This is a genomic window from Bradyrhizobium sp. cf659 (assembly GCF_900113725.1).
GTDB lineage: Bacteria > Pseudomonadota > Alphaproteobacteria > Rhizobiales > Xanthobacteraceae > Bradyrhizobium.
In genome coordinates this window covers 195,808-221,565 of record NZ_FOQJ01000006.1, presented here as the reverse complement: position 1 = coordinate 221,565, position 25,758 = coordinate 195,808, and the positions used below count along the sequence as shown (strand labels likewise).

22 protein-coding genes are annotated in these 25,758 nt (G+C 60.2%); 15 read left to right on the top strand and 7 right to left on the bottom strand.

The genetic code is table 11. The features are described 5' to 3' along the window. Window positions 1-2,250 (top strand): xanthine dehydrogenase family protein molybdopterin-binding subunit, encoded by a 2,250-nt coding sequence (locus BM118_RS25155; protein WP_092188327.1) that lies wholly within the window; start codon window positions 1-3, stop codon window positions 2,248-2,250. A gap of 133 nt (window positions 2,251-2,383) precedes the next feature. On the opposite strand, the gene BM118_RS25150 is transcribed toward BM118_RS25155, so the two are convergent. Beyond that, a complete protein-coding gene (locus tag BM118_RS25150; protein ID WP_092188325.1) occupies window positions 2,384-3,580 on the bottom strand; it encodes an acetyl-CoA C-acyltransferase in 1,197 nt (398 codons plus the stop codon). A 252-nt stretch (window positions 3,581-3,832) separates the two neighbouring features. Between BM118_RS25150 and BM118_RS25145 the strand changes: the two genes are divergently transcribed. From BM118_RS25145 to BM118_RS25130, 4 genes are all read left to right on the top strand, one after another. Beyond that, complete coding sequence (locus tag BM118_RS25145; protein WP_092188323.1) at window positions 3,833-4,624, top strand: crotonase/enoyl-CoA hydratase family protein; 792 nt, start codon at window positions 3,833-3,835, stop codon at window positions 4,622-4,624. A gap of 57 nt (window positions 4,625-4,681) precedes the next feature. Further along, window positions 4,682-5,575: an alpha/beta fold hydrolase gene (locus tag BM118_RS25140; RefSeq protein WP_092188321.1), complete on the top strand. Its 894-nt coding sequence runs from the start codon at window positions 4,682-4,684 to the stop codon at window positions 5,573-5,575. A gap of 332 nt (window positions 5,576-5,907) precedes the next feature. Continuing rightward, a complete protein-coding gene (locus BM118_RS25135; RefSeq protein ID WP_092188319.1) occupies window positions 5,908-7,107 on the top strand; it encodes an ABC transporter substrate-binding protein in 1,200 nt (399 codons plus the stop codon). Window positions 7,108-7,264: 157 nt separating this feature from the next. After that, complete coding sequence (locus BM118_RS25130; RefSeq protein WP_092188317.1) at window positions 7,265-9,070, top strand: AMP-binding protein; 1,806 nt, start codon at window positions 7,265-7,267, stop codon at window positions 9,068-9,070. A 103-nt stretch (window positions 9,071-9,173) separates the two neighbouring features. Here the strand turns inward: BM118_RS25130 and BM118_RS25125 are convergent, their stop codons facing one another. Continuing rightward, the gene (locus tag BM118_RS25125; protein WP_092188315.1) at window positions 9,174-9,692 is read right to left on the bottom strand and encodes a winged helix-turn-helix transcriptional regulator; all 519 of its coding nucleotides are present in this window, start codon (window positions 9,690-9,692) and stop codon (window positions 9,174-9,176) included. A gap of 199 nt (window positions 9,693-9,891) precedes the next feature. Between BM118_RS25125 and BM118_RS25120 the strand changes: the two genes are divergently transcribed. The 6 genes from BM118_RS25120 (at window position 9,892) to BM118_RS25095 (ending at window position 16,285) form a co-directional block, all read left to right on the top strand. Next, the gene (locus tag BM118_RS25120; protein ID WP_092188313.1) at window positions 9,892-10,521 is read left to right on the top strand and encodes a 2-hydroxychromene-2-carboxylate isomerase; all 630 of its coding nucleotides are present in this window, start codon (window positions 9,892-9,894) and stop codon (window positions 10,519-10,521) included. A gap of 443 nt (window positions 10,522-10,964) precedes the next feature. Next, the gene (locus BM118_RS25115; protein ID WP_092188311.1) at window positions 10,965-11,702 is read left to right on the top strand and encodes an SDR family oxidoreductase; all 738 of its coding nucleotides are present in this window, start codon (window positions 10,965-10,967) and stop codon (window positions 11,700-11,702) included. Window positions 11,703-11,714: 12 nt separating this feature from the next. Next, window positions 11,715-12,896, top strand: a complete 1,182-nt coding sequence (locus tag BM118_RS25110) for an acyl-CoA dehydrogenase family protein (RefSeq protein ID WP_092188309.1) — start codon at window positions 11,715-11,717, stop codon at window positions 12,894-12,896. A 21-nt stretch (window positions 12,897-12,917) separates the two neighbouring features. Then, a complete protein-coding gene (locus BM118_RS25105) occupies window positions 12,918-14,048 on the top strand; it encodes an acyl-CoA dehydrogenase family protein (RefSeq protein WP_092188307.1) in 1,131 nt (376 codons plus the stop codon). Between the two features lie 14 nt (window positions 14,049-14,062). After that, entirely contained in the window at window positions 14,063-15,250 is a 1,188-nt protein-coding gene (locus BM118_RS25100) for an acetyl-CoA C-acyltransferase (protein ID WP_092188304.1), read from the top strand. Window positions 15,251-15,271: 21 nt separating this feature from the next. Further along, the gene (locus BM118_RS25095) at window positions 15,272-16,285 is read left to right on the top strand and encodes an NAD(P)H-dependent flavin oxidoreductase (protein WP_092188302.1); all 1,014 of its coding nucleotides are present in this window, start codon (window positions 15,272-15,274) and stop codon (window positions 16,283-16,285) included. A 229-nt stretch (window positions 16,286-16,514) separates the two neighbouring features. Here BM118_RS25095 and BM118_RS25090 read toward each other — a convergent pair whose 3' ends face one another. Together BM118_RS25090 and BM118_RS25085 are read right to left on the bottom strand one after the other, a co-directional pair. Further along, on the bottom strand, window positions 16,515-16,811 hold the full coding sequence (locus tag BM118_RS25090; protein ID WP_092188300.1) for a YciI family protein: 297 nt from the start codon (window positions 16,809-16,811) through the stop codon (window positions 16,515-16,517). Window positions 16,812-17,066: 255 nt separating this feature from the next. Continuing rightward, on the bottom strand, window positions 17,067-17,969 hold the full coding sequence (locus tag BM118_RS25085; RefSeq protein ID WP_092188298.1) for an SDR family NAD(P)-dependent oxidoreductase: 903 nt from the start codon (window positions 17,967-17,969) through the stop codon (window positions 17,067-17,069). A gap of 281 nt (window positions 17,970-18,250) precedes the next feature. Here BM118_RS25085 and BM118_RS25080 point away from each other — a divergent pair, with 281 nt between their 5' ends. The 4 genes from BM118_RS25080 to BM118_RS25065 all read left to right on the top strand — a co-directional run bounded on the left by BM118_RS25080 (window position 18,251) and on the right by BM118_RS25065 (window position 22,033). Then, a complete protein-coding gene (locus BM118_RS25080; RefSeq protein ID WP_092188296.1) occupies window positions 18,251-19,249 on the top strand; it encodes a fumarylacetoacetate hydrolase family protein in 999 nt (332 codons plus the stop codon). Window positions 19,250-19,337: 88 nt separating this feature from the next. Next, complete coding sequence (locus BM118_RS25075) at window positions 19,338-20,135, top strand: enoyl-CoA hydratase/isomerase family protein (protein ID WP_092188294.1); 798 nt, start codon at window positions 19,338-19,340, stop codon at window positions 20,133-20,135. 1 nt (window position 20,136) lies between these two features. Then, complete coding sequence (locus BM118_RS25070) at window positions 20,137-21,402, top strand: CaiB/BaiF CoA transferase family protein (protein WP_092188292.1); 1,266 nt, start codon at window positions 20,137-20,139, stop codon at window positions 21,400-21,402. An 82-nt stretch (window positions 21,403-21,484) separates the two neighbouring features. Next, entirely contained in the window at window positions 21,485-22,033 is a 549-nt protein-coding gene (locus BM118_RS25065; RefSeq protein WP_092188290.1) for a winged helix-turn-helix transcriptional regulator, read from the top strand. Here the strand turns inward: BM118_RS25065 and BM118_RS25060 are convergent. The 3 genes from BM118_RS25060 to BM118_RS25050 are packed head-to-tail and all read right to left on the bottom strand — an operon-like array spanning window position 22,013 to window position 25,724. After that, entirely contained in the window at window positions 22,013-22,867 is an 855-nt protein-coding gene (locus BM118_RS25060; protein WP_092188288.1) for an FAD binding domain-containing protein, read from the bottom strand. The genes BM118_RS25065 and BM118_RS25060 overlap by 21 nt on opposite strands. Then, complete coding sequence (locus BM118_RS25055; protein ID WP_092188286.1) at window positions 22,867-25,236, bottom strand: xanthine dehydrogenase family protein molybdopterin-binding subunit; 2,370 nt, start codon at window positions 25,234-25,236, stop codon at window positions 22,867-22,869. Before BM118_RS25055 ends, BM118_RS25060 begins: the two co-directional genes overlap by 1 nt. Next, window positions 25,233-25,724 carry a (2Fe-2S)-binding protein gene (locus BM118_RS25050; RefSeq protein WP_092188284.1) on the bottom strand — a complete coding sequence of 164 codons (492 nt, stop codon included), beginning with the start codon at window positions 25,722-25,724 and terminating at the stop codon, window positions 25,233-25,235. The genes BM118_RS25055 and BM118_RS25050 overlap by 4 nt, the downstream gene beginning before the upstream one ends. Window positions 25,725-25,758: the final 34 nt, after the last annotated feature.

The window sequence follows — 25,758 nt, the reverse complement described above, 5'->3', positions numbered from 1 at the left end:
GTGGCTCGGCTCAAGACAATTGCAAGACGCACGTTTCTGATCGGCTCGGCTGCAATCGCCGGGGGCGTTGCCTTCGGCTATTACCGATTGCGCCAGGATCCTCCCAACCCGCTGCTCAAGAATCTCAAGACGGGGGAAGCCGCGATCACGCCCTATGTCCGGGTCGACGCAAAGGGCGTCACGCTCATCACGCCGCGCGCCGACAAGGGTCAAGGCTCATATTCCATCCAAGCTCATCTGATTGCCGAAGAGCTTGACGTGGATCCGCACAAGGTTCGCATCGATCCTGGTCCGCCAGATACGGCCTACTTCAACAGCCGGATCATGGACGACAGCCTGCCCTTCGCGACGATTGACGATGGCATCATGGCCCGAGGCGCGCGGGGAGGTGGCGAGGTGTTGAGCCGTCTTCTCGGCATGCAGATCACGGGAGGCTCGTCCACCGTACCCGACGGCTATCAAAAACTTCGCATGGCGGGCGCCGTCGCGCGCGAGACTTTGAAGGAGGCGGCGGCCAGAAGGTCGGGGGTGCCCCGATCGCAACTGAAGACCAAGGACGGTCAGGTCATCTTGCCCGATGGAAAGTCCGTCACCTACGCGGAGCTGGCCATTGAGGCAGCGCAGCTTGCACCGGTTACCGATGTCACGCTCCGACCGGAACAGGAGTGGCGCTACATCGGCAAGAAGATGCGCCGGATCGATATCGTCGCCAAGTCTACCGGTACGCAACAATATGGGATTGATATTCGTCCGGACCGGGTCGTGTACGCCACCGTACGTGCCAACCCCGGCATGGGGGGCACGATCAAACGATATGATGCCTCCAGCGCGGAAAAGATGAGAGGCGTCAAAAAGGTCGTCCCGATCAAAGACGGTGTGGGCGTCATTGCCGATAACACGTGGAGAGCCTTCCAGGCTGCGGCCGCTATCAAGATCGAATGGAACGATCCTCCTTATCCGGCCGACTCGGCTGGCATGTGGAAGGTGCTGGAGAATTCATTCTCCAAAGACCTGCTGGACAGCCGGCTTCGCAATGACGGAGACGTCGAAAAGGCTTTGGCTGGTTCATCCAAGCCGATTGAGGCGGAGTATCGGACCCCATATCTGGCCCACGCGCCGCTCGAGCCTATGAATGCGGTCGTACTCTACACGAAGGAACGGCTCGACATCTGGACGGGAACGCAGATCCCGGTATTCCTCCAGGCGCATGCGGCGAAGCTGACCCAACTGCCGGAAGAGAAGATCTACGTGCACGCTCAGCCGATCGGTGGCAGCTTCGGGGCGCGCCTCGACGACACCTATGCGTTGCAGGCGATCGAACTCGCGATGGCCATGGAAGGCGTTCCGGTCAAGATGATCTGGAGCCGCGAAGAGAACATGGGGCACGACTATCCGCGCCCGATCCAGCTCTCGCGCGCGAAGGGAACAGTTCGCGATGGCATGGTCGAAAGCATGAGCATCGATGTGGCTGGACAATCGATGGGCGCTTCCTGGTTCAACCGATTGCAGGCGCCCGTGCCTCCCGGCCCCGATACTTCAAGCATCAACGGCATTTGGGATCAACCTTTCGCAATACCGAACTTCCGCGTGACGGGTTATCGGGCGAAGGAAATGGTGCCGGTCAGCCCGTGGCGCTCCGTTGGAGCATCCGGCAATGGCTTCCACCATGCTTCCTTCCTGGACGAGTTGATCCATGCCGCCGGTGCGGATCCGATGGCAGAACTCATTCGTCTCTGCAATCATGAGCCTTCCAAGAAGGTGCTGCATACCCTGCGAGATATTTCCGCCTGGAAAGGCTCGCGAATCGACGACGGGCGAGCCCGCGGCTTGGCGCTGACATTGTCCTTCGGCGTGCCAATGGCTCAAATCGTCGAGGTGAGCGACACTCCTCAGGGCATCAAGATCGACAAGGTATATGCCGTTTGCGATGTGGGGCGCATTCTGGACCCGGTCAACTTCGAAGCGCAAGTGCGGGGTGGCATCATCTGGGCTTTGGGCCATGCCATGAACTGCGAGCTGACATACGAAACTTTTGCGCCGGTCCAGACGAACTTTCATCTGTTCGAGGCCATGAGATTTCATCAGGCGCCGGAGATCATCGTCAAGGGATTGGAGCTTGGTGGGGAAGTACGAGGAATTGGTGAGCCTCCCGTCCCGCCGGCGGCACCCGCTCTCGCCAATGCGATCTTTGCTCTCACCGGGAAGCGGGTACGCGAATTGCCTCTAAACAAGAGCGTCAATTTCGCTTGAAGAGTCGATTGCCGGAAATCTCAGTCCCGCGACGGCCGCTTGGCGGGCCGTCGCTTCTACGAATCAGCTGCCGGGGCGCGAGCTGCGTCGTCAATTCCGCGACGCTCCAGGCCGCCTACTGGCGCTGAGACGTTCAATTGCTACGGCGCTCGACGGCAATCGCGGTGGCTTCGCCGCCGCCGATGCAGAGGGCGGCTACGCCGCGCTTGAGGTTCTGCGCCTCGAGCGCATGCAGCAGCGTCACGATCAGCCGCGCGCCGGTGGCGCCGATGGGGTGGCCGAGCGCGCAGGCGCCGCCGTTGACGTTCAGCTTGTCGCGGGGAATGCCGAGATCGCGCTGCGCCGCCATCGCCACCACGGCGAAGGCCTCGTTGATCTCGAACAGGTCGACGTCGGAGGCAGCCCAGCCGATCTTGTCGAGCAGCTTGCGGATCGCCGGAATCGGCGCCGTCGTAAACAATTGCGGCTCCTGGCTGTGGGTGGCGTGGCCCTTGATCTCGGCGAGCACGGGCAAACCATTGCGATCGGCCAGCGATCGACTGGTCAGCACGAGCGCGGCAGCGCCGTCGGCGTTTGCGGAGGAGGCCGCCGGCGTGATCGTGCCGTTGGCGCGGAACGCTGGCTTCAAGCCGGGAATCTTGGCGGGATCGACCTTCAGCGGATGTTCGTCATTGGCGATGACGCGCGGGCCGGCCTTCTCGGTCAGCGTGATCGGCGCGATCTCGGCCTTGAACGCACCGCCCTCGACCGCCTTGCGGGCGCGGCTCAGTGTCTCCATCGCATAGGCGTCCTGGTCCTTGCGGGTGAACTGATAGGCCTCGGCGGTCGCCTCGCCGAAATCACCCATGGAGCGGCCGGTCTCGTAGGCGTCCTCCAGGCCGTCCATCATCATGTGGTCGATGATGCGGTCGTGGCCGGCGCGATAGCCGCCGCGTGCCTTTGCGAGCAGATACGGCGCGTTGCTCATGCTCTCCATGCCGCCGGAGACGACGATCTCGGCCGAGCCGGCGCGGATGATGTCGTGCGCCAGCATCGTCGCCTTCATGCCGGAGCCGCAGACCTTGTTGACCGTGGTGGCGCCGGTCGCGTCGGGCAGGCCGGCGGCGCGCGCCGCCTGGCGTGCCGGTGCCTGGCCTTGTCCCGCCGGCAGCACGCAGCCCATGAAGACCTCGTCGACCTTCTCGGGCGCGAGGTTGGCGCGCTCCAGCGCCGCGCCGATCACGTGTGAGCCGAGCTTATGCGCGGCCAGCGGTGACAATTCGCCCATGAAGCGGCCGAGCGGGGTGCGGGCGGCGGAGACGATGACGACGGGATCGGCGGCTTCGGCCATGGAGATGCTCCTCGCTGTTCAATGTTGGCTGACGGTCATCATATGATGTATCGACCGAATTGCAATGCACCTGCCCTCGGCGCTCTCGACACTTCTCAGCCTGCATGCGCACCCCTCGGCGGTGGCATTCACCTTTGAATAGGGTTGGCACAAGATTGTTGTAGCCGGCTTCGGAAGCTCATTGTCAACTCGCCCACCAAGAACGCGGGCTTTGGCGATGCGGTCGTTGTTTGACGCGTCGGGAGGATACGAATGAGCGATCAAAAGGCCCCGGCTGGCCGGATCCGCACAGAAGTTCACGGCCGAATCCTCAAGATCGTCATCGACAATCCGGCGAAGAAAAACTCGTTCACACCCGCCATGATGGTGGAGATGTCGAACGCGATGACGCTGCTGGACAGCAACGATGATTATTGGGCGGGCGTCGTTTGCGCAGAAGGGGCGGACTTCACGTCAGGTCTCGACATGCCCAAATTCTTCGGCCCCAACGCCGAAAAAATCGATATTTCTCCGAGCAACATCGATGCATTTGCGCTCAAGGGACGATGCCGCAAGCCGATCGTGACGGCGGTGCAGGGCATCGTCTATACGATCGGAATCGAAATGATGCTTGCCGGAGATATCGTTGTCGCAGCTTCGGACAGTAGGTTCTGCCAGATGGAGGCAAAGCGTGGAATTGCGCCTCTCGGCGGCGCTCACTTCCGATTCCTGACGCGCGCAGGTTGGGGTGACGCGATGTATCACCTATTCCTTTGCGATGAGTTCGATGCTGACCGGGCTCACGCGATTGGCCTCGTGCAGGAAGTGGTCAAGCCCGGAAGCCAGATCGATCGGGCGATGGAGCTGGCGCAGACGATCGTCAAAAATGCACCGCTCGGAATACAGGTCACGAAGCAAGCTGCGCTGAGGTATATCGAAGCGGCCGAGCGCGATGCGATCGACTACATCCCCAAGATCAAGGACTGCGTCCTCGGTAGCGAAGATATGATGGAAGGCATCCAATCCTTCATCGAACGTCGTCCAGCCGTTTTCCGCGGAAGATAGTCGGCGCGGGCGACGGAAAAGGTTGAAAAGCCCTTTAGAACGAGTTGCATCGCAACGATGATCGACGCTCGCGAGACCTTCGGCGGAACCTGGCCCTTCCAGCCCCACTTCTTCGAAGGAGGCGGTTTCCGGATGCATTACGTCGACGAGGGGAGTGGCGATCCTATCGTCTGTCTGCATGGTGAGCCGACGTGGGGCTATCTCTATCGCCGCTTCATCCCGCGGCTTGCAGGTTCACATAGGGTGATCGTTCCCGACCATATGGGTTTCGGCAAGAGCGAGACGCCTCCAGATCGCAAATATTCGCTGAGAATCCACGTCGAGAACTTCACCAAGTTGGTCGAAGCGCTCGATCTCACGAACATCACGCTTGTTATCCAGGACTGGGGCGGCTTGATCGGTTCGGCGTTCGCGCTACGCTATCCCGATCGCGTCAAACGGCTGTTTTTGCTCAACACACTTACCGGCTACGGCAATGCCCCTCCGGGGCTGACGCCGTGGTTCCAGTTCGTCCTCAATCATCACAGAGCTGGGACGCTCCCAGAAGTGCTCGGGCACCTGGATGTCAATATCCTGAGCGTCATGAAGACCCAGGGCCTGGAGAACCTCTCCGTCGTCAACGCCGATTGGCTCGCGGCCTACGGGGCGCCATTTACGACGAAAGAAGAGTGTCTTGGAGCGATCGAGTTTCCGCTTGATGCGCTGCTCGGCAGAATCCGGCCCTACCTCGCGGAAGGCTTCCCCCTTATTGACAATCTGAAGTCCAAGCCGGCGATGCTCGCCGTCGGCATGAAGGACCGCGCCATCGCGCCGGACACGCAGATCGCCGATTTCAGCGCGATTTGGCCGGGGAGGCCGATCATAAAACTTCCGAACGCGGGACACTTTAGCCAGGAAGACGCGCCCGACACCGTGATTGCGCTGATCGAGCTTTTCATCGGCAGTACCTGATGACGTGCTGAGTGTCGGCCGTCCAGTCCTTGTGAGGCGGTCGCTCGAGGCACAATGCGGTTAGTTCCATTACGGAAGTAACCAATCGAGCAGGCGCATGGAGCTTGTCACGGTCAGATTGATTGGAAGGTCCGGTCTCAGGTGATCGTGTCGCAGTGGTTAAGTTATGGAGGCGCTTGACGAGTTCTAAAAAAGAACGTTATTGTCCGGCTAGACCTCTAGCCTGTCACTCCGGTCGGTGCCTAACCGACGACCGGCGGGCGAGCGCGCAAAGCAGAAGGTCAACCAACATACTGGCGCGCCCCGACAGGCGCGCGTGGGGAGGACGGTCGATGATAGCGAAATGGAAAATCGCGATAGCTCTAGCTGTGCTTTTGAGCGGCCCCGCGTCCGCGGCGGAAGAGCCCGGCATTTCCGAAACTGAGATCAAGATTGGAGGGGTTTTCCCCTTCAGCGGACCGGCGTCATCAATCGGGCTCGTGGGCAAGGGGCTTATCGCCTATATCCAATCGCTGAACGACCGAGGCGGTGTAAACGGCCGCAAGATCAACTACATCGCCTACGATGACTCATACAGTCCGCCCAAGGCGGTGGAGCACGTGCGCAAGCTGGTCGAGAGCGACGAAGTGTCCTTCATGTTCGGCCAACTCGGTACGCCCGGCATCTCGGCTACAGCCAAGTATCTCAGGGCGAAAGGGGTGCCCAGCCTCGCAATCGTCAGCGGCTCTTCCAAGTTCACGGACGTCGCGAATTATCCCCTGACGACGACCGGTCTCGTCAGTTACGATACTGAAGGGAAGATCTACGCCAAGTATCTGACCAAGTCGCTTCCCAACGCGAAATACGCAATTCTCTACCAGAACGACGACCTCGGTAAGGACTACGTCAATGCCTTCAAGGCGTATCTGGGGGGCGATTTCGATCGAAAGGTCGTGACCGCCTCTTACGAGGTTAGCGAGCCAACGATCGATTCACAGATCACGAATCTCAAGAGTTCGGGCGCCGAGGCTCTCGTGATCGCCGGGACACCGAAGTTTGCAGCGCAGGCGATCAGGCAGGCCTCGGTGATTGGATGGAAGGCGACCGTCATCATCAATTTCCCGTCCGCATCTGTTGGTGGCACGCTCGCGCCGGCCGGACTGGACAAATCGATCGGCGTGATCGTCGGCACGATCACCAAAGACGTGGCAGACGAGACGTGGACGAACGATTCCGGCATGCAAGCCTATAAGAGCTTCTTCGAGAAGTATCTATCCGGCGCCGACATCACCAACGGAAGTTATGCGGTCGGATATCAGCAGGGAATTCTGCTCGAGCAGATCCTGAAGCAATGCGGCAACGACCTCTCTCGCAAGAATATCCTGGCGCAAGCAAAGAACCTCAAGAACGTCATCGTCCCCGTCGCACTGCCGGGAATCGAGGTCAACACCAGCGAAAACTCGAGTATGATGTGGACTCAAATGCGGCTGCAGCGCTGGACCGGAACGACCTACCAGTTGTTCGGCGACGTGCTTGACGCGAAATCTGAGTAGTCGAGCACAGAAAATTGGAAAACGGCGCGTGATCGAATGCACCGTCGGCCTCCTGAGGTGAGCCGTTCGCACAAGTCCGCAAGTTGGTCGGCAATCAGAAGCGGGATCACACGCGAGTGTGCGGGGCGGCGCTGCCGTAAGTCATAGGATTTCTTCAATGTCAACGAACGCACCCGTATTCGCACCCAAAGAGGTCTCTCTGCAGCGTCGGAGCGACGGTACGCTTATCTTGAGCTCGCCGATCGAGCTGGGGGAGTGCGATTGGCGTATCACTGACTTCCTGCCGAGATGGGCGAAAGCCGCTCCCAACCGCATTTTCTTGGCTCAACGCAATCCAGACGGCGGATGGGACGAGATCACATATAGCCAGGCCTGGTCCCTGGTCCAGGCGGTTGGTCAAAGCCTGATCGAAATGGATGCGAAGCCTTCAGATAGCCTCGCCATCCTCTCCGGAAATTCCATAGAGAACGCGGTGATGTCTTTCGCCGCAATGTCCATCGGGATAGTTTTTGCGCCAATCTCGCCGAATTACACGTTGATGCCCGGAGGCCTGGCACGGCTGAAGGATATCGCAGAGGTGCTGCGTCCGAAGTTCGTGTTCGTGCAAAGTGGACGCGATTTCTCGGCTGCCCGATCCATTCCGGAACTGGAAGCCGCAAGCTGGATCAGCGTCGACGGTGCTCCCGAAACGGTGCGCTATTCCGACCTAACTGAGAAGAGGAGCAGCTATGAAGGCTTCGAGCGCGCGTCCCGCTCTGTATCTTGCGATTCCGTCGCGAAGGTCCTCTTCACGTCGGGCTCGACGGGCCTCCCCAAGGGTGTCCTGAATACTCACCGCATGATGGCGAGCGCTCTACAAATGGGCAGCTTGCTGGTAGCCCCGTCCGAAGCGCCTGTCCAGGTCGAGTGGATGCCATGGCATCACACTATGGGAAGCAACGTAATCCTCCACGGCATACTCAAGAATGGCGGGACGCTCTACATCGACGACGGCCGGCCATTGCCGCAGCTCTTCCACAAGACGCTCCTCAATCTCCAGGAGGTTTCACCGACCGCGATGTTCAACGTGCCGGCCGGATATAATTTCCTTTGCGACGCGATCGAGAAAGATTCCGAGCTTGGCGCGCATATTTTGAAGCGGCTGGATAGGATAAGTTACGCCGGCGCGGCCATCTCGCAGAACACGCTCGAGCGTCTTTACCGGTTGACGTCATCGATCACCGGCCGACGAATTCCCGTCATGTCCGGCTATGGTACGACGGAAACCGCTCCAACGATCAGTACGACCCATTGGGCTACCGATCGACCCGGGGAAATCGGCCTACCGGCGCCCGGTTTGCAGCTCAAGCTGCTTCCCGTTTCCGATACCTACGAGGTGCGGGTCAAAGGTCCCAACGTCACGCCGGGTTATCTCGGTCGGCCGGATTTGACGGAGCAAGCCTTCGACGAAGAAGGCTTCTATCGCATCGGCGACACAGTGTCGTTCATGGACCCCGAGAAACCCGAATCGGGACTTCGCTTTACGGGTAGGATTTCCGAAAACTTCAAGCTCGCGAACGGGACCTGGGTATCGATCGGGAGCATGCGCGCCGCAATCCTGGCAGCTACCCGCGGCGTGCTAACGGATGTGGTGATTGCTGGCGAAAACCGAGAATACTGCGGTTTGCTTTGCTGGCTGAACCCGACGGAGGCGGCGCGGATCTCTTCGCAGCCGTCTTCCGACCTGACCGGCGATCCCGTCGTCGTGCAGTTCCTCAAGGACCGGCTTCAAGAATACAACCAGACTGTTGGCAGCAGCGAAAATGCTCATTCGTTCCTGCTGCTCAAGGAGCCCCCGTCAATTGCCGCCGGAGAAATCACCGACAAGGCATACGTCAATCAACGCGCCGTCTTGAAGTGCCGGTCGGACCAGGTCGAAACTCTCTACTGCTCCACTCCGACCCCAGGCGTGATCCGGGTTTGAGCTCTCACTCATCGAGCACCGAACCGGTGGGCATGGAGGCTGATCGCGGTGAAGCGGTCGGCTCCTCGGTAGCCGCCTGGCGGGCTCCACAGGGCAGGGGCGATCAGGCTGCTTTGCGGCGCGCTTTGGGTTTTGGGGCCGGTGCTTCCATTTCCTTTTGCGCGAGGGGGCGCCTGGCACCTGGGCCCGGATGCGTGTGGACCTCTTTGGCCAAAACCGGCTCGCCACACTCGGAGCAAACCATGACGGGGTCGAAGTTCTTACCGCAGTTACGATGCAGATGCAGAAGCGGCCGACCGCGTTCGTCGACCATGTGAGTGTCGCCCCAATGGACGATCGCCATCATGATCGGATAGAGATCGAGGCCCTTCTGGGTCAGGATGTACTCGTGACGCTTCGGCGATTCCTGGTAGGGGACTCGGCGGAGAATGCCTTGGCGGACAAGCTTCTTCAACCGTTCGGCAAGCAGATGCCGCGTGATACCCAGCGCGGACTGGAATCCCTCGAAGCGGCGGGTGCGCAGAAAGCATTCGCGCAGGATAAGCAGCGTCCATCGGTCGCCGATGACCGCGATCGTCCTGGCCATCGAACATGGCTCTTCCTCAAGTTCTTTCCATTTCATCCGCGGTCTCCAATAAACCCCATCATTCTCCCACGAATCTGCGGAGAAGCGACAAGCCATACCATTCTAGATAGGTACTGATCCCCAAACAATACCCCTCGGAAAAATCGACCAAATCGCCGGAGTATCAGTTTGACAGTTCAAAAAACGAACTGTAGATCGTTATCACAATCTTCGAATTTGTCCGGAGGACGCCGATATGACCCCGAAAGTAGAGTTCCTGTTCGATTTCGGTAGCCCGAATGCCTATTTGGCCGAGGTCGCGATCCCAGGCATCGAACAGCGCACCGGGGTGAAATTCGAGTACGTCCCGATCCTTCTTGGCGGCATCTACAAGGCCACCGGAAACATGTCGCCCTTCGATTCTCTGCGTGGAATCAAGAACAAGCCGGAGTACCAGGCGCTCGAGACGCAGCGGTTTATTCGCCGCCATAACGTGACGAAATTTCGCACGAACCCCTTCTTCCCGGTCAATACCCTCATGTTGATGCGCTGTGCGGTTGCTGCCCAGTTCGAGGGGGTGTTCGAGCCCTATTTCCGGGCGGCCTATCATCATATGTGGGAAGAACCGAAGAAGATGGACGACCCTGAGGTTTTCCGCAGCGCGTTCATCTCTTCAGGCATCGATATCGATCGCATTGCAAAGCGTGCGCAAGAAGACGACGTGAAGAAGAGGCTCATCGAGCTGACGAACGACGCTGTGAGCCGGGGCGCGTTCGGCTCGCCGACTTTCTTCGTCGGCAAGGAAATATTCTTCGGCAAGGACCAGTTGCGGGACGTGGAGGAATCCATCGTCGAACAATGCGGGGCCGCTTCCAAGGCTAAGTGATATCTGCATCGAAGTTCGGCGATCATGAAATGAAATTCGCCGTTGGCCAAAGCTCGCCGGCGATAACCGTTGCGCATCTAGCAGGCCAGGCTTTCGACGGCGCTCGCCCGGAAATACCGTTAGATCGCAATCGCCAAAATAAAGGACAGCGCTGGTGTCCTTCAATCTTGTGCCGTGAGCGAGCTCACCTTGAATGAGCTGTCCTTCGGGAGAGCGCATCTTCTGCTGTGCTTGGCTGTCAGGGTCGAAATGCTGATCAGTTTGAGGTTGGAGTGTGGTGCGCCTTGCGAACTCGAAGCACCAACGTCAAATATCAATTGACGAGTTCTAAAAAAGAACGCTATGTACTTCCATGATGCCGAGGGCGCGTCGACGGACGCGGTCCGGCGGGTTCACAGCAAAATCGTTCGCAAGCGACGTATAACCTCACAGGGAGCACGCCCGTGCAGAAGAGAAACGCAACTGCGGCAGTCATCGGCGCCGGCGATTTCATCGGCGGCGAGATCGCCAAGAAGTTTGCCGCAGAAGGCTTCACGGTCTTCGCCGGCCGTCGTAACGGCGAAAAGCTGGCTCCCCTCGTCAAGGACATCGAGGCTGCCGGCGGAGAGATTCACGCCCGTTCGCTCGACGCTCGCAAGGAAGACGAGATCGTCTCCTTCCTGAACGATGCAGACAAGCAGGCGCCGCTGGAAGTTTGCATCTTCAACATCGGCGCGAACGTCAACTTCCCGATTCTGGAAACGACCGAGCGGGTTTTCCGCAAGGTCTGGGAAATGGCCTGCTATTCCGGCTTTCTGGCCGGCCGTGAGGCGGCCCGGCTCATGCTGCCGCGCGGGGGCGGCAACATCTTCTTTACGGGGGCGACCGCTTCGCTCCGCGGCGGCAGCGGTTATGCCGCCTTTGCTAGTGCCAAATTCGGCCTTCGCGCGGTCGCGCAAGCGATGGCCCGCGAGCTTGGTCCGAAAAATATCCACGTCGCGCATCTGATCATCGATTCCGGCGTGGATACCGAATGGGTTCGGCAGCGGCGGCTGGAGGCTCTCGGGCCAAACGCGCTGGATGATCCTGATGCGTTGATGCCGCCGTCCTCCGTTGCTGCATCCTATTGGCAACTCTACCAGCAGCCGAAAAGCGCATGGACGTTCGAGCTGGAGATTCGTCCTTTCGGCGAGAAGTGGTGAGGAGCAAATAGTATGGAGCTGGCGCTTTCTCCGGAGGATGCCGCATTTCGGGACGAAGTGCGCTCCTTCATCGCGGAAAACTACCCTGCGGAAATGCGCGTCCCGAATCCGGAGACCGACCTGACCAAGGAGCAATCGCTGCTTTGGCATCGCATTCTGCACAAAAAGGGCTGGATCGCGCCTCTCTGGCCCAAGGAGTACGGTGGGCCCGGCTGGTCGATTACGCGCCGCTTCATCTTCGAACAGGAGACCAGCCGGGCCGGCACGCTGCCGCCTTTGGCATTCAGCGTCACCATGGTGGGGCCCGTCATCTACACGTTCGGTAACGAGGCCCAGAAGAAGAAGTTTCTTCCGCGTATTCTGTCGGGCGAGGACTGGTGGTGCCAGGGCTATTCCGAGCCAGGCTCCGGTTCTGACTTGGCAACCGTCCGCACCAAGGCCGTGCGCGAGGGCGATCACTATATCGTCAATGGCCACAAAACCTGGACGACGCTCGCTCAGCATGCGGATTGGATCTTCTGCCTGGTGCGGACCGATCCGAATGCGAAACCACAATCCGGCATTTCCTTCCTGCTGATCGACATGAAGTCGCCGGGCGTCACCGTGCGACCGATCATCACCATCGACGGAAGCCATGAGGTCAACGACGTTTTTCTGGAGAACGTTCGTGTCCCCGTCGAGAACCTGATCGGCGAGGAAAACAAGGGCTGGACCTACGCCAAGTTTCTGCTCGGCAACGAACGCACCAGCATGGCCGGCATCGGCCGGTCAACACGCTACATCAACAAACTGAAGAGAATCGTAGAAGCCGAGATCCCGTCCGACGATCCGATGCATCTCGACTTCCAGCGCGAGATCGCCCTCGTCGAACTCGACGTACTGGCGCTCGAGGCGACCGAGCTGCGTGTCGTGGCTCAGATGGCACGCGGCATCGATCCTGGGCCGGCCGCATCGCTGTTCAAGATCCGCGGCACCGAGATCTTCCAAAACATCACCGAACTGACCCACCGCGCGATCGGCAATCACGGGCTCGCGCTGCGAGAGCAACCGACCAGCGCCAATCACTTCATGCCCGGTCCTGAATACGGGCACACCGCGTCGGAGAAGTACCTGAATTCCCGCAAGCTCAGCATCTACGGCGGGTCGAACGAGATTCAGCGCAACATCATCGCAAAAGCTGTCCTGGGTCTGTAGCCGGGGTATCGAGAGGGTCGGATGGATATTCAGTTTACTGAAGAGCAGGAACTGCTGCGATCCAGCATCCAGCGCCTGCTGCGCGACCAATATGATTTCGAGGCGCGCCGCAAGATCGTCGCCGACGAACAAGGATTCAGCCGCAGGCAATGGGAGGCGTTTGCCGAACTCGGCTTGCTGGCTGCGCCGTTCGCGGAGGATGCCGGCGGCCTCGGCGGCGGCCCGCTATCGACCATGATCATCGCGCATGAATTCGGGCGCCATCTCGTCGTCGAGCCGTTCGTCGAGACGGTGGTGCTGGCCGGCGGCTTGATCGAACGGCTAGGCGATGCCGCGCAGAAACAGGGCTTCATCCCCGATATCATTGAGGGCAAGAAGATCTGGACGCTGGCCTGGACGGAGAAGGGGGGCCGGTTCGATCTCGCAGACGTGACGACCACCGCGCGACGTGAGGGCGATGACTACGTCCTGAGCGGTGGAAAGACGGCAGTGATCGCGGCGCCATGGGCGGATTACCTTGTCATTTCCGCGCTTACCTCGGGTAATCGACGGGATCGCGGCGGGGTCAGTCTGTTCGTGGTCGACCGCCGCGCGGCTGGCGTCGATCTGCAGAGCTTCAAGACCATCGACGGCCGTCGCGCCGCCGAGATCAATCTGCGCAATGTCCGCGGACAGTTGCTCGGCAAGGAAGGCGAGGGCGTGGCAGCGCTGGAGGCCTGCCGCGATCGCGCCATCGGCGCGCTCTGCGCGGAAGCGGTCGGTGCCATTGGCGAGCTGAATTCCGCCACATTGGAATACTCGAAGACGCGCAAGCAGTTCGGCACCACGATCGGTTCATTCCAGGTGCTGCAGCATCGGATGGTCGACATGTTCATCGCCCATCAGGAGGCGCTCTCCCTGATGCAGCATCTCAATCTCAGCATCAGCGGCGGTGAAGCGGGTCTCTCGCGGCTCGCATCGGGAGCCAAGACGAAGATCGGCTATGCGGCCAAGTTCGTTGCCGAACAGGCTGTGCAGCTGCATGGCGGCATGGGCATGACCGACGAGCTCAATGTCGGCCACTATTTCAAGCGCATCTCTTCCATCAACATCCAGTTCGGCGACCCCGCGTTCCACGTCCTGCGCTATGCACGACTGGGCGCGGCCGCGTAAGAAAAGAGGCGAGTATGACGACAGAAGCAGTAATCGTTTCCACCGCTCGTACGGCGGTCGGCAAAGCCTACCGCGGATCCCTCAACAATACGGAGGGGCCTACCATGGCCGGTCACGTCATGGCCGAGGCGGTGAAGCGCGCCGGCATTGCCCCGGGTGAAGTCGAAGACGTGGTGATGGGCTGCGCCATGCAGCAAGGCACCATGGTGATGAACGTAGCCCGCAAGGGGGCGATCCGCGCGGGCATGCCGGTGACCGTCGCCGGCACCACCATCGACCGGCAATGCGCCTCAGGCCTGCAAGCGATCGCCGTGGCGGCACGTTCCGTGATGCTTGACGGCGTGGACATCGCGATCGGCGGCGGCATCGAGTCGATTAGCTTGGTGCAGAACGAGCACATGAACAAGTTCCATATGGTCGACGATGAATTGATGGCGATGAAGCCCGAAATGTACATGTCGATGCTCGATACGGCCGAGGTCGTCGCCGAGCGCTACAAGATCGGCCGTGACAAGCAGGATGAATACAGCCTGGAGAGCCAGCGCCGGGTCGGGGCCGCCCTGCAGAGCGGTCGGTTCGACGAGGAGATCGTTCCGATCACGACGAAAATGGCGCTCGTCAACAAAGACACCAAGCAGGTTTCCTATGAACAGGTGACCCTCACCAAGGACGAAGGCCCGCGTCCTGATACGACCGCAGAAGGCCTCGCCAAGATCAAGCCGGTGTTCGAGGGCAAAACCATCAGCGCCGGCAATGCGAGCCAGCTTTCGGATGGTGCATCAGCATGCGTGATCATGAGCGACAAGATCGCGGCCAAGAAGGGGCTCAAACCGCTCGGGATCTTCCGTGGCTTCGTTGCCGCGGGGGTCGAGCCGGATGAGATGGGTATCGGCCCGGTGGTCGCGATCCCCCGCCTGCTGAAGCGTCACAACCTGAAGATCGACGACATCGATCTTTGGGAGCTCAACGAGGCTTATGCGGTTCAGGTGATTTATTGCCGCGACAAGCTCGGCATCGACCCGAACAAGCTCAACGTCAATGGGGGCTCGATTGCGATCGGTCATCCCTATGGCATGACCGGCGCCCGCCTCACTGGCCACCTTCTGATCGAGGGGCGGCGACGGAAGGCAAAGTACGGTGTCGTGACCATGTGCATCGGTGGCGGCATGGGCGCGGCGGGCCTTTTCGAAATCATCCATTGAACGGAACTGCGGGAGATCATCGTGAAGACAGCGATTACTGAACTGTTCGGCATCGAACATCCGATTATTCAGGGCGGGATGCACTATGTCGGGTTTGCCGAACTTGCAGCAGCGGTGTCTAACGCCGGCGGCCTCGGCCTCATTACCGGCCTCACCCAGAAGACGCCCGAGTTGCTGGCCAAGGAAATCGCGCGCTGTCGCGACATGACGGACAAGCCGTTCGGCGTCAATCTCACCTTCCTGCCGAGCTTTACCGCGCCCCCTTATCCCGAATATATCGCCGCGATCAAGGAAGGCGGCATCAAGGCGGTCGAGACCGCTGGCCGTAGCCCGGAAGAGTACATGCCGGCGCTGAAGGCCGCCGGCATCAAGGTGATCCACAAATGCACTTCGGTGCGGCATTCGCTGAAGGCGGAGAAGATCGGCTGCGACGCGGTCAGTGTCGATGGCTTCGAGTGCGGCGGTCATCCCGGCGAGGACGACATTCCCAACATGATCCTGCTGCCTCGTGCGGCCGATGAGCTAAAGATCCCGTTCGTCGCGTCGGGCGGCATGGCGGATGCGCGCAGCCTCGTCGCGGCTCTCTCCATGGGTGCGGCGGGCATGAACATGGGCACCCGCTTCGTCGCCACCAAGGAGGCGCCGGTCCACGACAAGGTGAAGCAAGCACTGGTCAATTCGACCGAGCTTGACACCGTTCTCGTGATGCGCGCGCTGCGCAACACCGAGCGCGTGTTGAAGAACAAGGGCGTCAGCGAGCTGATCGAGATCGAGCGCGAGAAGGGCGCGAGCCTGAAGATCGAGGACATTCTCGACCAGGTTGCCGGCGTCTATCCAAAGGTGATGTTGGAAGGCGACATGGATGCCGGGGCCTGGAGCTGCGGCATGGTGGTCGGGCTGATCAACGATATTCCGACCGTCAAGGAGTTGATCGATCGCATCATGGATGGTGCCGAACGCATCATCCGGCAGCGGCTGACGGGCTTCCTCGACGGTGTGAGCACGGCTTCCGTGCCGGTGCGCGCAATCGCCTGACGCTTCTGAAGAAGCAAGGGACTAAACAGACTGGACGCTCAATTTTTTGAGCGTCCAGTCCCCTTATGAGTCCGTCGTATATTCTTTAGTGCGCCGACCGCCGGAAAAAGAAGCGCGTTGCTTTCTCGGCCGATTTTGGCGCCGTACTGGAGCGCGCATCCCGCGCAAGTCCGAGAGGCAAACGCCAGATTCGCTCGGTGCCCGATCCTGGAGGTGATGGACGCGGCGTTCAGCCTCGAGCCGCCAAATGACGCATCGGATAGTGCTCATAATGGCCGGCGCCGTTCTTCACGATGGGATCCTCTGAGGTAATCGCTTCGATGTTCTCATCGTCGGCAATCTGGTAGAGTGAGACGCCATAACCGCCACTCGGATCCATGACGGGGCCGTGAGCGACGACTATTCCTTGGGCGAGCAGATCGTCCAGGAACGCTCCATGCTGCTTCATCCACTTTGCTTCGTCGGCCGTCATCGTCGTCAAGAAATCGGCCCGCGGCGGAATGTATTTGCAGAGGTAAGCCTTCATGTCTGGACTCCGAGCTTAGAGGCAGTGGTGACACGCCCATCGATCTGTCGACCGTTGCCCGTATCGGAGCGAGGTCGTGTCGCGACTATCAAATTATAAGTCGCTATATAAGGTATATAAACCTCGGATTTGAGGGGACGATCAGATTCTCAGGGTCGGTTTCGCATGCCGTAACTGACCTGGAGCGCCCGTATGCGCCGCTGTGCATCGCCGATGACGTACCGCGGACGTCTGGTAATCTTGACGCGGTCTCGCCTAGCCTCCCGTCATATAAAAGCCCGCATGGCGTAGAACGAAATCGTAGACGCCAAGCGGCGGCTTGCCGGTGATCTTCTCGACATCTGATGTCAACCTGTCGTACCGATTCTGCTGTTTGAGAAGCGCCATTGTCGCGAGATGGGAAAGCGCATGGCGAGGCAACCGTCCGCTATTCTCCAACTGCTTGCGCCAAGGTTCCCAGGGAACGTTGACATAAGTGATCGGATCTCCGAGCGCCTTGGAGAACTCTTCGGCAACTCCGTTCATGTCCTGCGACCGGGGTCCCGTCAGTTCATAAATCTTGCCGATATGCGGGCCTGGGTTTTCGAGGATGGTTGCGATCACGCGCGCAACATCTTCACTTGCAATCGGCGACGTCTTCCCGTTTCCGAACGGCAAGCGAATTTGTCCATGGTCACGGATAGAGCTCGCGGACAGTCGAAGGAAAAAGGTGTCCAGGAATGCCGTGGGGCGGACGTGTACGACGGGTAGTCCGGACCAATTCAATGCCTGTTCTGCGAGCCAGTGCAGCTTTTGCTGCGGGCTGTCGGTCGTCGAATTAATGCTCATCTGCGATGCGGTCATCTGAGAGATGTTCACGAACGCGCTCACCTTGTGGTGTTTCGCGACGGCTGCAGCGTTGACGGTCGCCTCCAGATATGAAGGTGAAACCGCCATACCGAAGTAGACCCGCTCGCAACCTTCGACCGCTCGATGCATCGCATGCAGGTCGAGGAGATCGCCAACGACGATCTCAACTCCTAAGCTAGCCAGCTTGGCCGATCGGGCGTCCTCGCTGCGGACGAGGGCCCGTACCTTCGAGCCCCGCTCGACTAGCAGCTTGCATGCAACATGGCCAATGGTTCCGGCGGCGCCGGTGATCAGGATGGGGGATTGCATGTTTACTCCTCGCGAGGGGCCGAATAGGGGCATATCAGGTGAAAGCTATACGCTGGCCATGCAGAAGCAGAGCTTCGGCGCGGCAGAAAGCTCGACCTGCGCCGACTAGTCACATCGAGCGCGCACTATTGGCCGACGCTCCTGAGCCGATGCTGCTAATGGCGTGGCATGGAGATGGTTGGGGGGGCAGGTCGCCGATCCGTCCGTCTGATGACTTGCAAAAGAATAGTTATTGGATATGCTTCGGCCAACAAGGAAAACTCAAATCAGGGGAGGGGCCGTTGAAGTTGGCCACCTATCGATCGAATGGTCGGAACAAAGTCGCGCTGGTTCATGCCGGCGACACGCGTTTGTTCGATCTCGCTTCCGCTTCCGAGCGAGCCGGCAAACCAAATCCGGCCTTCCATTCGATGCTCGATCTCATCGACGACTGCGATGCGTCGCTCGATGTAGCGTCGCACCTGTTCAGCCGGTACGGGCAGGACCAAGATCTGTCGTTCGATGTCGCCGCATCCGAGCTTCTCGCGCCCCTGCCGGAGCCGCGCCAAATGCGCGACGGCATGTCGTTTCCGGTGCACATCGTTCAAGCGCCAATCGGACACCTCAAATTCCAGGCGCGAGAGGCCGGCGATGCGGTTGAGCTCGCCCGCCTTCAGGCGGCGCCTCTGCCTGAATTACCGGAAGTCTATCGCAAGCAGCCGATCTACTACATCACGAACCGCTTCAGCGTCGGAGGTCCCAACACCACCGTTAGATGGCCCCGCTACAGCCAAGTGATGGACTACGAGTTGGAGTTCGGCATCATCACCAAGAATAGGGGCGCGAACATCTCCGCAGCGAAAGCGCGCGATCACATATTCGGGTTCACGATCTTCAATGACTTTTCCGCGCGCGATGCCCAGCGAGTGGAGATGGAAGGAAGGCTCGGGCCCGCCAAAGGCAAGAGCTTCGACGGCGGCAACGTGCTCGGGCCCTGGATCGTGACGCCAGACGAAATAGGTGATCCCTACAATCTCACAATGGAAGCGCGCATCAACGGGGTGACCCGTTCCCGAGGCACCAGCGAAGGCATGCTGTTCTCGTTCGAAGAAATCATCGCGCATGTGACACGGGATGAGACGTTGATGCCGGGTGAATTCATCGGCTCGGGTACGGTCGGCAATGGCTGCGGTCTCGAGCTGGGATGGTACCTTGAGCATTCGGATACGATCGAGCTCGAAGCCGAGAATATCGGAGTTTTGAGAAATAAAGTCGTGCGTCAGGATGTGCCGGCAGATTGATGCTTGCAAACTGCAAGTCATGGTGTGACAATTCTCGTAGGAAAATAAGAGCCGTTACGGAGCGGCGTCGACGACCAGGGAGGCGGCTTTGTCTGAAGAGGCATTGGTGACGCGCGACGAGCGCGGAAATATCTCGGTATTGACCATGGTCTACCGGCCGTACAATTTGCTCGGCCCCAAGTTCCTCAGTGCGATCGTTCAGCAGGTCGAGGCAGCTCAGAAGGCTGGAAGCCGTGCGATCGTCATCCGTAGCGGGTTGCGCCATTTCTCGGCCGGAGCGGATCTGGATATTTTCGAGACGCAGGTCGCGGCCGACGATGCCGAACGGAGCGGCGCAAATATGCGGCGAACCAACGTCGAATTCCTGCGCTTCATGGAGCTGCTGCCGATTCCCCTGATTGCGAGCATCCACGGTGTCTGCCTGGGCGGCGGGCTCGAACTCGCCCTGTCCTGCGACTACATCATCGCGGCTAGCTCGGCAAAGATCGGCTCGGTCGAGGCGACGCTGGGGCTGCATCCTTTGCTGGGCGGAATCCAGCGTCAGGTGCAGCGCATCGGCGCGCAGCGCGCCAAGGAAATGTCGATGTTGGCGCGGCGCTACGACGCCCCGACTCTGGAGAAATGGGGGCTGATCAATCTGACGGTGCCGGAGGAATCCCTGGAGACTGCGACGATGGCGATCGCGGAGGAGTTTGCGCAAGGCCCCACGGTCGCGCACGCCGCCACCAAGGAGCTCGCCTATATCGCGGTCAACGAGGGCGTCGCGGCGGCCGACGAGGCGATGGCGAGAGTGCAGGCGCCGATATGGGCGTCTGAGGATCTGAAGACTGGTCTTGCGTCCTATCGCAAGAACGGTCCTGGTCTCGCAAAGTTCGCGGGGCGCTGACATGACTGGTCCCCTCAGTGGAATTCGAGTCGTGGATTTCTCGCGCGTCCTGGCGGGCCCCCTGTGCGCGAGGACGCTGCAGGATCTCGGCGCCGAGGTCATTAAGATTGAGCCGCCGAGCCCCGACGTCAGCCGGTTCGCGTTTCCGTCGACCGACGGGATGTCAGGCTATTACGCGCAGCAGAATGCCGGCAAACGCAACGTCAGCATCAATCTCAATCTTCCGGGGGCCTACGAATTGGTCCTGAAGCTCTGTGACACGGCGGATGTGGTGGTCGAGAATTTCCGCGCTGGCACGCTGAATTTCTTCGGCCTCGACTATGATACGCTGTCCAAGCGAAACCCGAAATTGATCTACGCTTCCATCACCGGGTATGGGCAGGGTGGTCCCTGGCGCAGCCGGATGGCGTATGCGCCGACCGTGCAGGCCGAGGCCGGCTTCACCCATAACAGCATTCGTCACTACGGCGAGGCGTTAGCAGAGCCGCGCACCGACAGCCTCTCGCATGCGGACGTTTACACTGGCTTGCAGGGCGTGATCGCGATCCTCGCGGCTCTCAACAGCCGGCAGAAGAGCGGGCAGGGCCAGTATATAGACATCGCCATGGCGGCGACGCTGCTGGCGGTCAATGAGCGGGCCCACGTCGATCTGTCCGATGACGACATTGGCGCGGAGCCGGCGGTGCTGGGGGCGACCGACTGCTCGTTCTTCATAGGGCCCCAAGGCGACGAGTTCACCGTCGCAACGAGCATCATCGGCAGCCTGACGTTTCCGTCTTGGCTAAGAGCGATGCGCCGCGTCGATCTGATCGAGGATCCACGGTTCGCCACCGCGGCCGCGCGCCGGTTGAACTTCGGTCTGCTGCACCAGATCATCCAGTCCTGGATCCTGACATTCCCGGACATGGCGACGCTGGATGCGCAGTTCGACGAAGCCAAAATCGCGATGGGCGAAATCCGCTCCATCAAGGAGCTCGCATCTTCGGAGTGGAGCGACTATTGGGGCGCGGTCCAACGGGTTCCTGATCGAAGCGGCGGGGAATACCGGTTGCCGGGGCGACCGTGGCACTTTTCCGGAGACCAGTTGTCGCCGATTGGAGCGCCGGCCTTCCAGGGAGAGCACAACTTTGCGGTTTTCGGCGAGCTCGGCATCAGCGAAGAAGAGCTGAAGCGATTGAGCGAAGCGGGCGTTCTGGTGTCTCATCGGCGTGCCCAGGGGCCAGACGCGACTGCCAAGACGACAAGCGAGCCGGGACAGGCCGCCTGAAGAATAGACGCGAAATGGCTCGAACTGGACATACACGAATCCCGCTCGATTTGGTATGGGCTGGGTTTGGAGGTGAAAACCTATGTCCAGTGCGAAGCAGGGCCGTCTCGCCAACAAGGAATGCTCCGTTGCGCGAGCGATGGAAATCGTCGGGGACCGCTGGTCTATCCTGATTTTGCGGGAGGCGTATTACGGTGTGAAGCGCTTCGACGAGTTCGAGATGTACGTCGGAATCGCCCCGAACATCCTCAGCGCCAGGTTGAAGAAGCTTGTAAGTGCCGGTGTTATGAGGCGGGTACCTCTGCCCGAACATTCGGGACGATATGAGTATGTCCTCACCGACAAGGGCCGCGACTTTTTTCCGGCCTACTTGGCGTTGAAGAAATGGGGTGACGACTGGCTCGCAGAGTCAGAGGGACCGCAGGTCGTGTTTCTCGATCGCGAGGCGGGACGTCCGATTGAATATCCGGAGCTGAAAAGGGCGGATGGCCGGCCTTTGCGGCTCGAGGACGTCGAGATCGTCCCCGGAGCAGGTGCCGTGTCTTTCAACCGAAGGCGATTTGGCGGCGCTTCGGGTGGCCGCAATGCAGGCCGGCCGGCCGGTGCCGTCTCAAGAGGAAAGCGCAAGTAGAGCTCGCCCGAGCTCGATCCGGATCAAGTCCGCGCGATATTGGGCCGGCGCATATCGGTCCGAGAGACATTCGGTGATCTCACTCACCATTTGGGCGGCTTCATCGATGTTGTCCCGAGAGAGAGTCTTGCCGATCAGGAAGTCGGACGCTGCCCTGCCTACGAAGGCGTGGTTCGCTACACCGGTGATGCCGATGGAAACGTCGGCTACGATACCGCCCTGCATTTGCATCCCCACCGCGACTCCCACGACCGCAAACCCGCTCGCCGGATGCCGGATCTTCCGATAGGTGTAACGCGTGCCCGGTTTCGGTCTCGGGATGAGGATAGCGGCAAGAACTTCGTCAGGCTCCAGGGCCGTCGAGAAAATATCGACGAAAAAGTCTTCGGCCGATACGGTGCGGCGTCCGGCTGCGCCAGCGATCTCGATTTCCGCCCGCAGCGCCAAGACGACGGCTGGCCAGTCTGCCGCCGGGTCGGCATTCGCCAGTGAACCGCCGATCGTGCCGCGGTTCCGCACCTGAGGATCGGCGAGAACACTGGCGGCCTCCTGGAAGACCGGGAATATCTCATTCAACGGCTCGGAAGCAAACAGCTCGGCGTGAGTCGTGAGCGCGCCGATCCTGACATGGGTCTCGCCGATTTCGATGCCCTTGATCTCGGCGATACCGCGGATGTCGATCAAAAGCTCGGGCGAAGCCAGCCGCAACTTCAACGCTGGAAGCAGGGTATGGCCGCCGGCCAGGAGCTTCGCTCCGTCGGGATTGTCGCGCAGCAGCTCGATCGCCCGGGCGAGGGAAGACGCGCGGACATAATCGAATGCAGCGGGGATCATCAGGCGGCTCCTGCGCGTGCGCTGCGTACTGCAGCCCAGATCCGTGGGGGCGTGAGAGGCATATCGAGATGTTTGATGCCGAATGGCGACAACGCATCGAGCACGGCGTGGACCATGCAGGGCGGAGCAGCAATCGAGCCGCTCTCACCGATGCCTTTCACGCCAATCGGATTGGTGGGCGACGGCGTCTCCTGGAACAAGGATCGGATGTTCGGGACATGCTCGGCGCGGGGAACGGCATAGTCGAGCAGCGAACCGGTCAGGAGCTGTCCGTTCTCGGGGTCGTAGCTGACTTCTTCATAAAGGGCTTGAGCAATGCCCTGCACGACGCCGCCATGGATTTGGCCGGCCGCCAGAAGCGGGTTGATCAACGTCCCGACATCGTCCACCGCGACATAGTCGAGAATGTTGACCGTTCCAATTTGGGGATCGACCTCCACATAGGCGAGGTGGACGCCTGACGGCGCGCCCATGCCGGTAGGATCATAAAAAACCGTCTCGTCGAGGCCGGGGGCTACTCCGTCGGGCAGCTTATGGCCGACATATGCCATGCGCGCCACCTTGGAAAAGGTCAGCGGCGCGATATCGGTGCCGGGTACGGTGAATGCGCCCGCCGAATAGGAGACATCCTTTTCGTCCACCTCCAACATGCCCGCAGCGATCTTCTTGGCCTTGGCAATGACCTGGTGGGCAGACACGTGAACGCTCGATCCGCCGACGGCCATGGAGCGTGAGTTGAACGTGCCGTGTCCGGCTTGCACCTGGCGCGTGTCACCCTGAACGATCTCGATATCCTCTATCGGAATTTGCAGAACGTCCGCGGCGATTTGCGAGAGCGACGTGGCATGGCCTTGCCCCTGGCTCATCGAGCCGGAGTAAACAGTGGCCCGGCCGCTGGAATCAATGCTGACGCGAGCGCTTTCCCAGCCTCCGCGGTTGAACCCGCCGGGAGCCAAACGGCGTGATGGAGCCATGCCGCACATATGCGTGTAGGCAGCGACTCCAATGCCGCGGTAGATGCCGCTCCCGCGCAAGCTCTCGCATTCTTCACGGCGTTTTTCATAATCGAATGCCGCCAGCGCTTTGTCCAGCAAGGCCTGATAGTCGCCGCTGTCGTACATCACGCCCGTGCTGCCATACGGCCGGTAAGGGAAATCCGACGAACGAAGCAAGTTCTTTCGTCGGACGTCCACCTGATCGAGATTGAGATGGCGCGCCACGGCATCGATGGCGCGCTCCGCGATGTAGGCTCCTTCGGGCCGGCCATAGCCGCGGTACGCGTCTACTGGCACCGTATTGGTGACGACGACCCGGGAAAATGCTTCGTAATTGTCGATCTTGTAGGTCCCCGTTCCGAAGTTGACCGTGTTCACGGTCGGACCGCCGGTCGCCATGTTTGACAAATAGGCTCCGACATTCCCGAGGGTGCTGACCTTGAGGCCCAGGATCCTTCCATCGTTCTTGAAAGCGACCTCTATATCCTCGGTATGGGCGCGGCCGTGGCTGGTTGATTGATGGCTCTCCGAGCGAGTCTCCCACCACTTCACCGGGACGCTCAATTCGCGAGCGAGATAGGGGCAAAGCAGATCTTCCGGATACAGATGCATCTTGGCACCGAAGCCACCGCCGATATCAGGTGCGACCACGCGCAATTGATGTTCGGGGATACCGACCGTCTCCGCGATCCAGCGCCGGTGCATATGAGGAACCTGGCTGCCGATATAAACGGTGAGCGTGCCGTCTGGCTCTGGTGCGGCGATGACCGCGCGCGTCTCCATGCAGGTCGGAATCAAGCGGTTATTGATGACGCGGAGACTGATGACCTGATCCGCTTCCTGATTTGCCTTGGCGTAATCGCCTCCCTTGACCTTGTAGAGGGTCGTGACGTTGCCAGGTACGTTTTCGTGAAGCTGCGGCGCGCCCTCTTGGACGGCGACCGCCTCCTCGGTCACCGCGGGTAGTACCTCATAGTCGACCTCAATCAGACCGACTGCGTCGTAGGCTTGCGCCAGCGTCTCCGCCACCACCAGCGCCACGCATTCTCCGACAAAGCGAACGCGGTCGGTCGCGATCACTGGACGGACCGGCACCTTGCTGCCGGGAATAATCCAGTTGGGCACGATAGGACCGATCCTGTCGACAAGCGCCTCGCCGGAAAGAACCAGGCGGACTCCGGGCGCCGCTCTCGCATGCGACAGATCGATGCTGCTGATCGCGGCGTGCGCGTGTGGCGATCGGAGTATCGCCATGTGCAGCATGCCCGGCAACTTGATGTCGTCGACGTATCGGCCCCTGCCGGCGAGCAGTTTGCGGTCCTCGCGCCGCCTCAGCGGCTGGCCGATGAGTCGTTTTCCGGTCGAAATGGTCATGCCACGTCCCCCTTCGATGCGAGGCTTTCGACGGCGCGCACGATGTTATGATAGCCTGTGCACCGGCAGATATTTCCGGCAAGACCGTGCCGTATCTCGCGCTCGTTGGGGGCGGCGTTCTCCTTCAACAGATTTCGCACGCTCATGACCATGCCTGGCGTGCAGAAGCCGCATTGAAGCGCGTGGTGATCTTGAAACGCGGCCTGAACCCGGTCGAGATCGCCGCCGCTGCCGGTCACGCCCTCGATCGTCGTGATGGAGGAGCCGTCGGCCATGACGGCGAGGACGGTGCAAGATTTCACCGCCTGTCCGTCGATCTCGACGGTACAGGCGCCGCATTGAGAAGTATCGCACCCGACATGCGTGCCGGTGAGGCCGAGATCCTCCCGGATGAGATGGACGAGCAATCTGCGCGCCTCGACGGTCACCGTCCTGCGAGAACCATTGACCTCGATTGTCACTTCATGCGGAACGGCTTGAACCGGCATAATTCCTCCCGCGATTATCTTGATGCTTTACTTA

What these genes read in the sequence shown, in the direction of transcription:
- BM118_RS25150 (WP_092188325.1), bottom strand. Translation starts at nt 3,580, where the DNA reads ATGGCCGAAGCCGCCGATCCCGTCGTCATCGTCTCCGCCGCCCGCACC.
- BM118_RS25145 (WP_092188323.1), top strand. Translation starts at nt 3,833, where the DNA reads ATGAGCGATCAAAAGGCCCCGGCTGGCCGGATCCGCACAGAAGTTCAC.
- BM118_RS25140 (WP_092188321.1), top strand. Translation starts at nt 4,682, where the DNA reads ATGATCGACGCTCGCGAGACCTTCGGCGGAACCTGGCCCTTCCAGCCC.
- BM118_RS25135 (WP_092188319.1), top strand. Translation starts at nt 5,908, where the DNA reads ATGATAGCGAAATGGAAAATCGCGATAGCTCTAGCTGTGCTTTTGAGC.
- BM118_RS25130 (WP_092188317.1), top strand. Translation starts at nt 7,265, where the DNA reads ATGTCAACGAACGCACCCGTATTCGCACCCAAAGAGGTCTCTCTGCAG.
- BM118_RS25125 (WP_092188315.1), bottom strand. Translation starts at nt 9,692, where the DNA reads ATGAAATGGAAAGAACTTGAGGAAGAGCCATGTTCGATGGCCAGGACG.
- BM118_RS25120 (WP_092188313.1), top strand. Translation starts at nt 9,892, where the DNA reads ATGACCCCGAAAGTAGAGTTCCTGTTCGATTTCGGTAGCCCGAATGCC.
- BM118_RS25110 (WP_092188309.1), top strand. Translation starts at nt 11,715, where the DNA reads ATGGAGCTGGCGCTTTCTCCGGAGGATGCCGCATTTCGGGACGAAGTG.
- BM118_RS25105 (WP_092188307.1), top strand. Translation starts at nt 12,918, where the DNA reads ATGGATATTCAGTTTACTGAAGAGCAGGAACTGCTGCGATCCAGCATC.
- BM118_RS25100 (WP_092188304.1), top strand. Translation starts at nt 14,063, where the DNA reads ATGACGACAGAAGCAGTAATCGTTTCCACCGCTCGTACGGCGGTCGGC.
- BM118_RS25090 (WP_092188300.1), bottom strand. Translation starts at nt 16,811, where the DNA reads ATGAAGGCTTACCTCTGCAAATACATTCCGCCGCGGGCCGATTTCTTG.
- BM118_RS25085 (WP_092188298.1), bottom strand. Translation starts at nt 17,969, where the DNA reads ATGCAATCCCCCATCCTGATCACCGGCGCCGCCGGAACCATTGGCCAT.
- BM118_RS25070 (WP_092188292.1), top strand. Translation starts at nt 20,137, where the DNA reads ATGACTGGTCCCCTCAGTGGAATTCGAGTCGTGGATTTCTCGCGCGTC.
- BM118_RS25065 (WP_092188290.1), top strand. Translation starts at nt 21,485, where the DNA reads ATGTCCAGTGCGAAGCAGGGCCGTCTCGCCAACAAGGAATGCTCCGTT.
- BM118_RS25060 (WP_092188288.1), bottom strand. Translation starts at nt 22,867, where the DNA reads ATGATCCCCGCTGCATTCGATTATGTCCGCGCGTCTTCCCTCGCCCGG.
- BM118_RS25055 (WP_092188286.1), bottom strand. Translation starts at nt 25,236, where the DNA reads ATGACCATTTCGACCGGAAAACGACTCATCGGCCAGCCGCTGAGGCGG.
- BM118_RS25050 (WP_092188284.1), bottom strand. Translation starts at nt 25,724, where the DNA reads ATGCCGGTTCAAGCCGTTCCGCATGAAGTGACAATCGAGGTCAATGGT.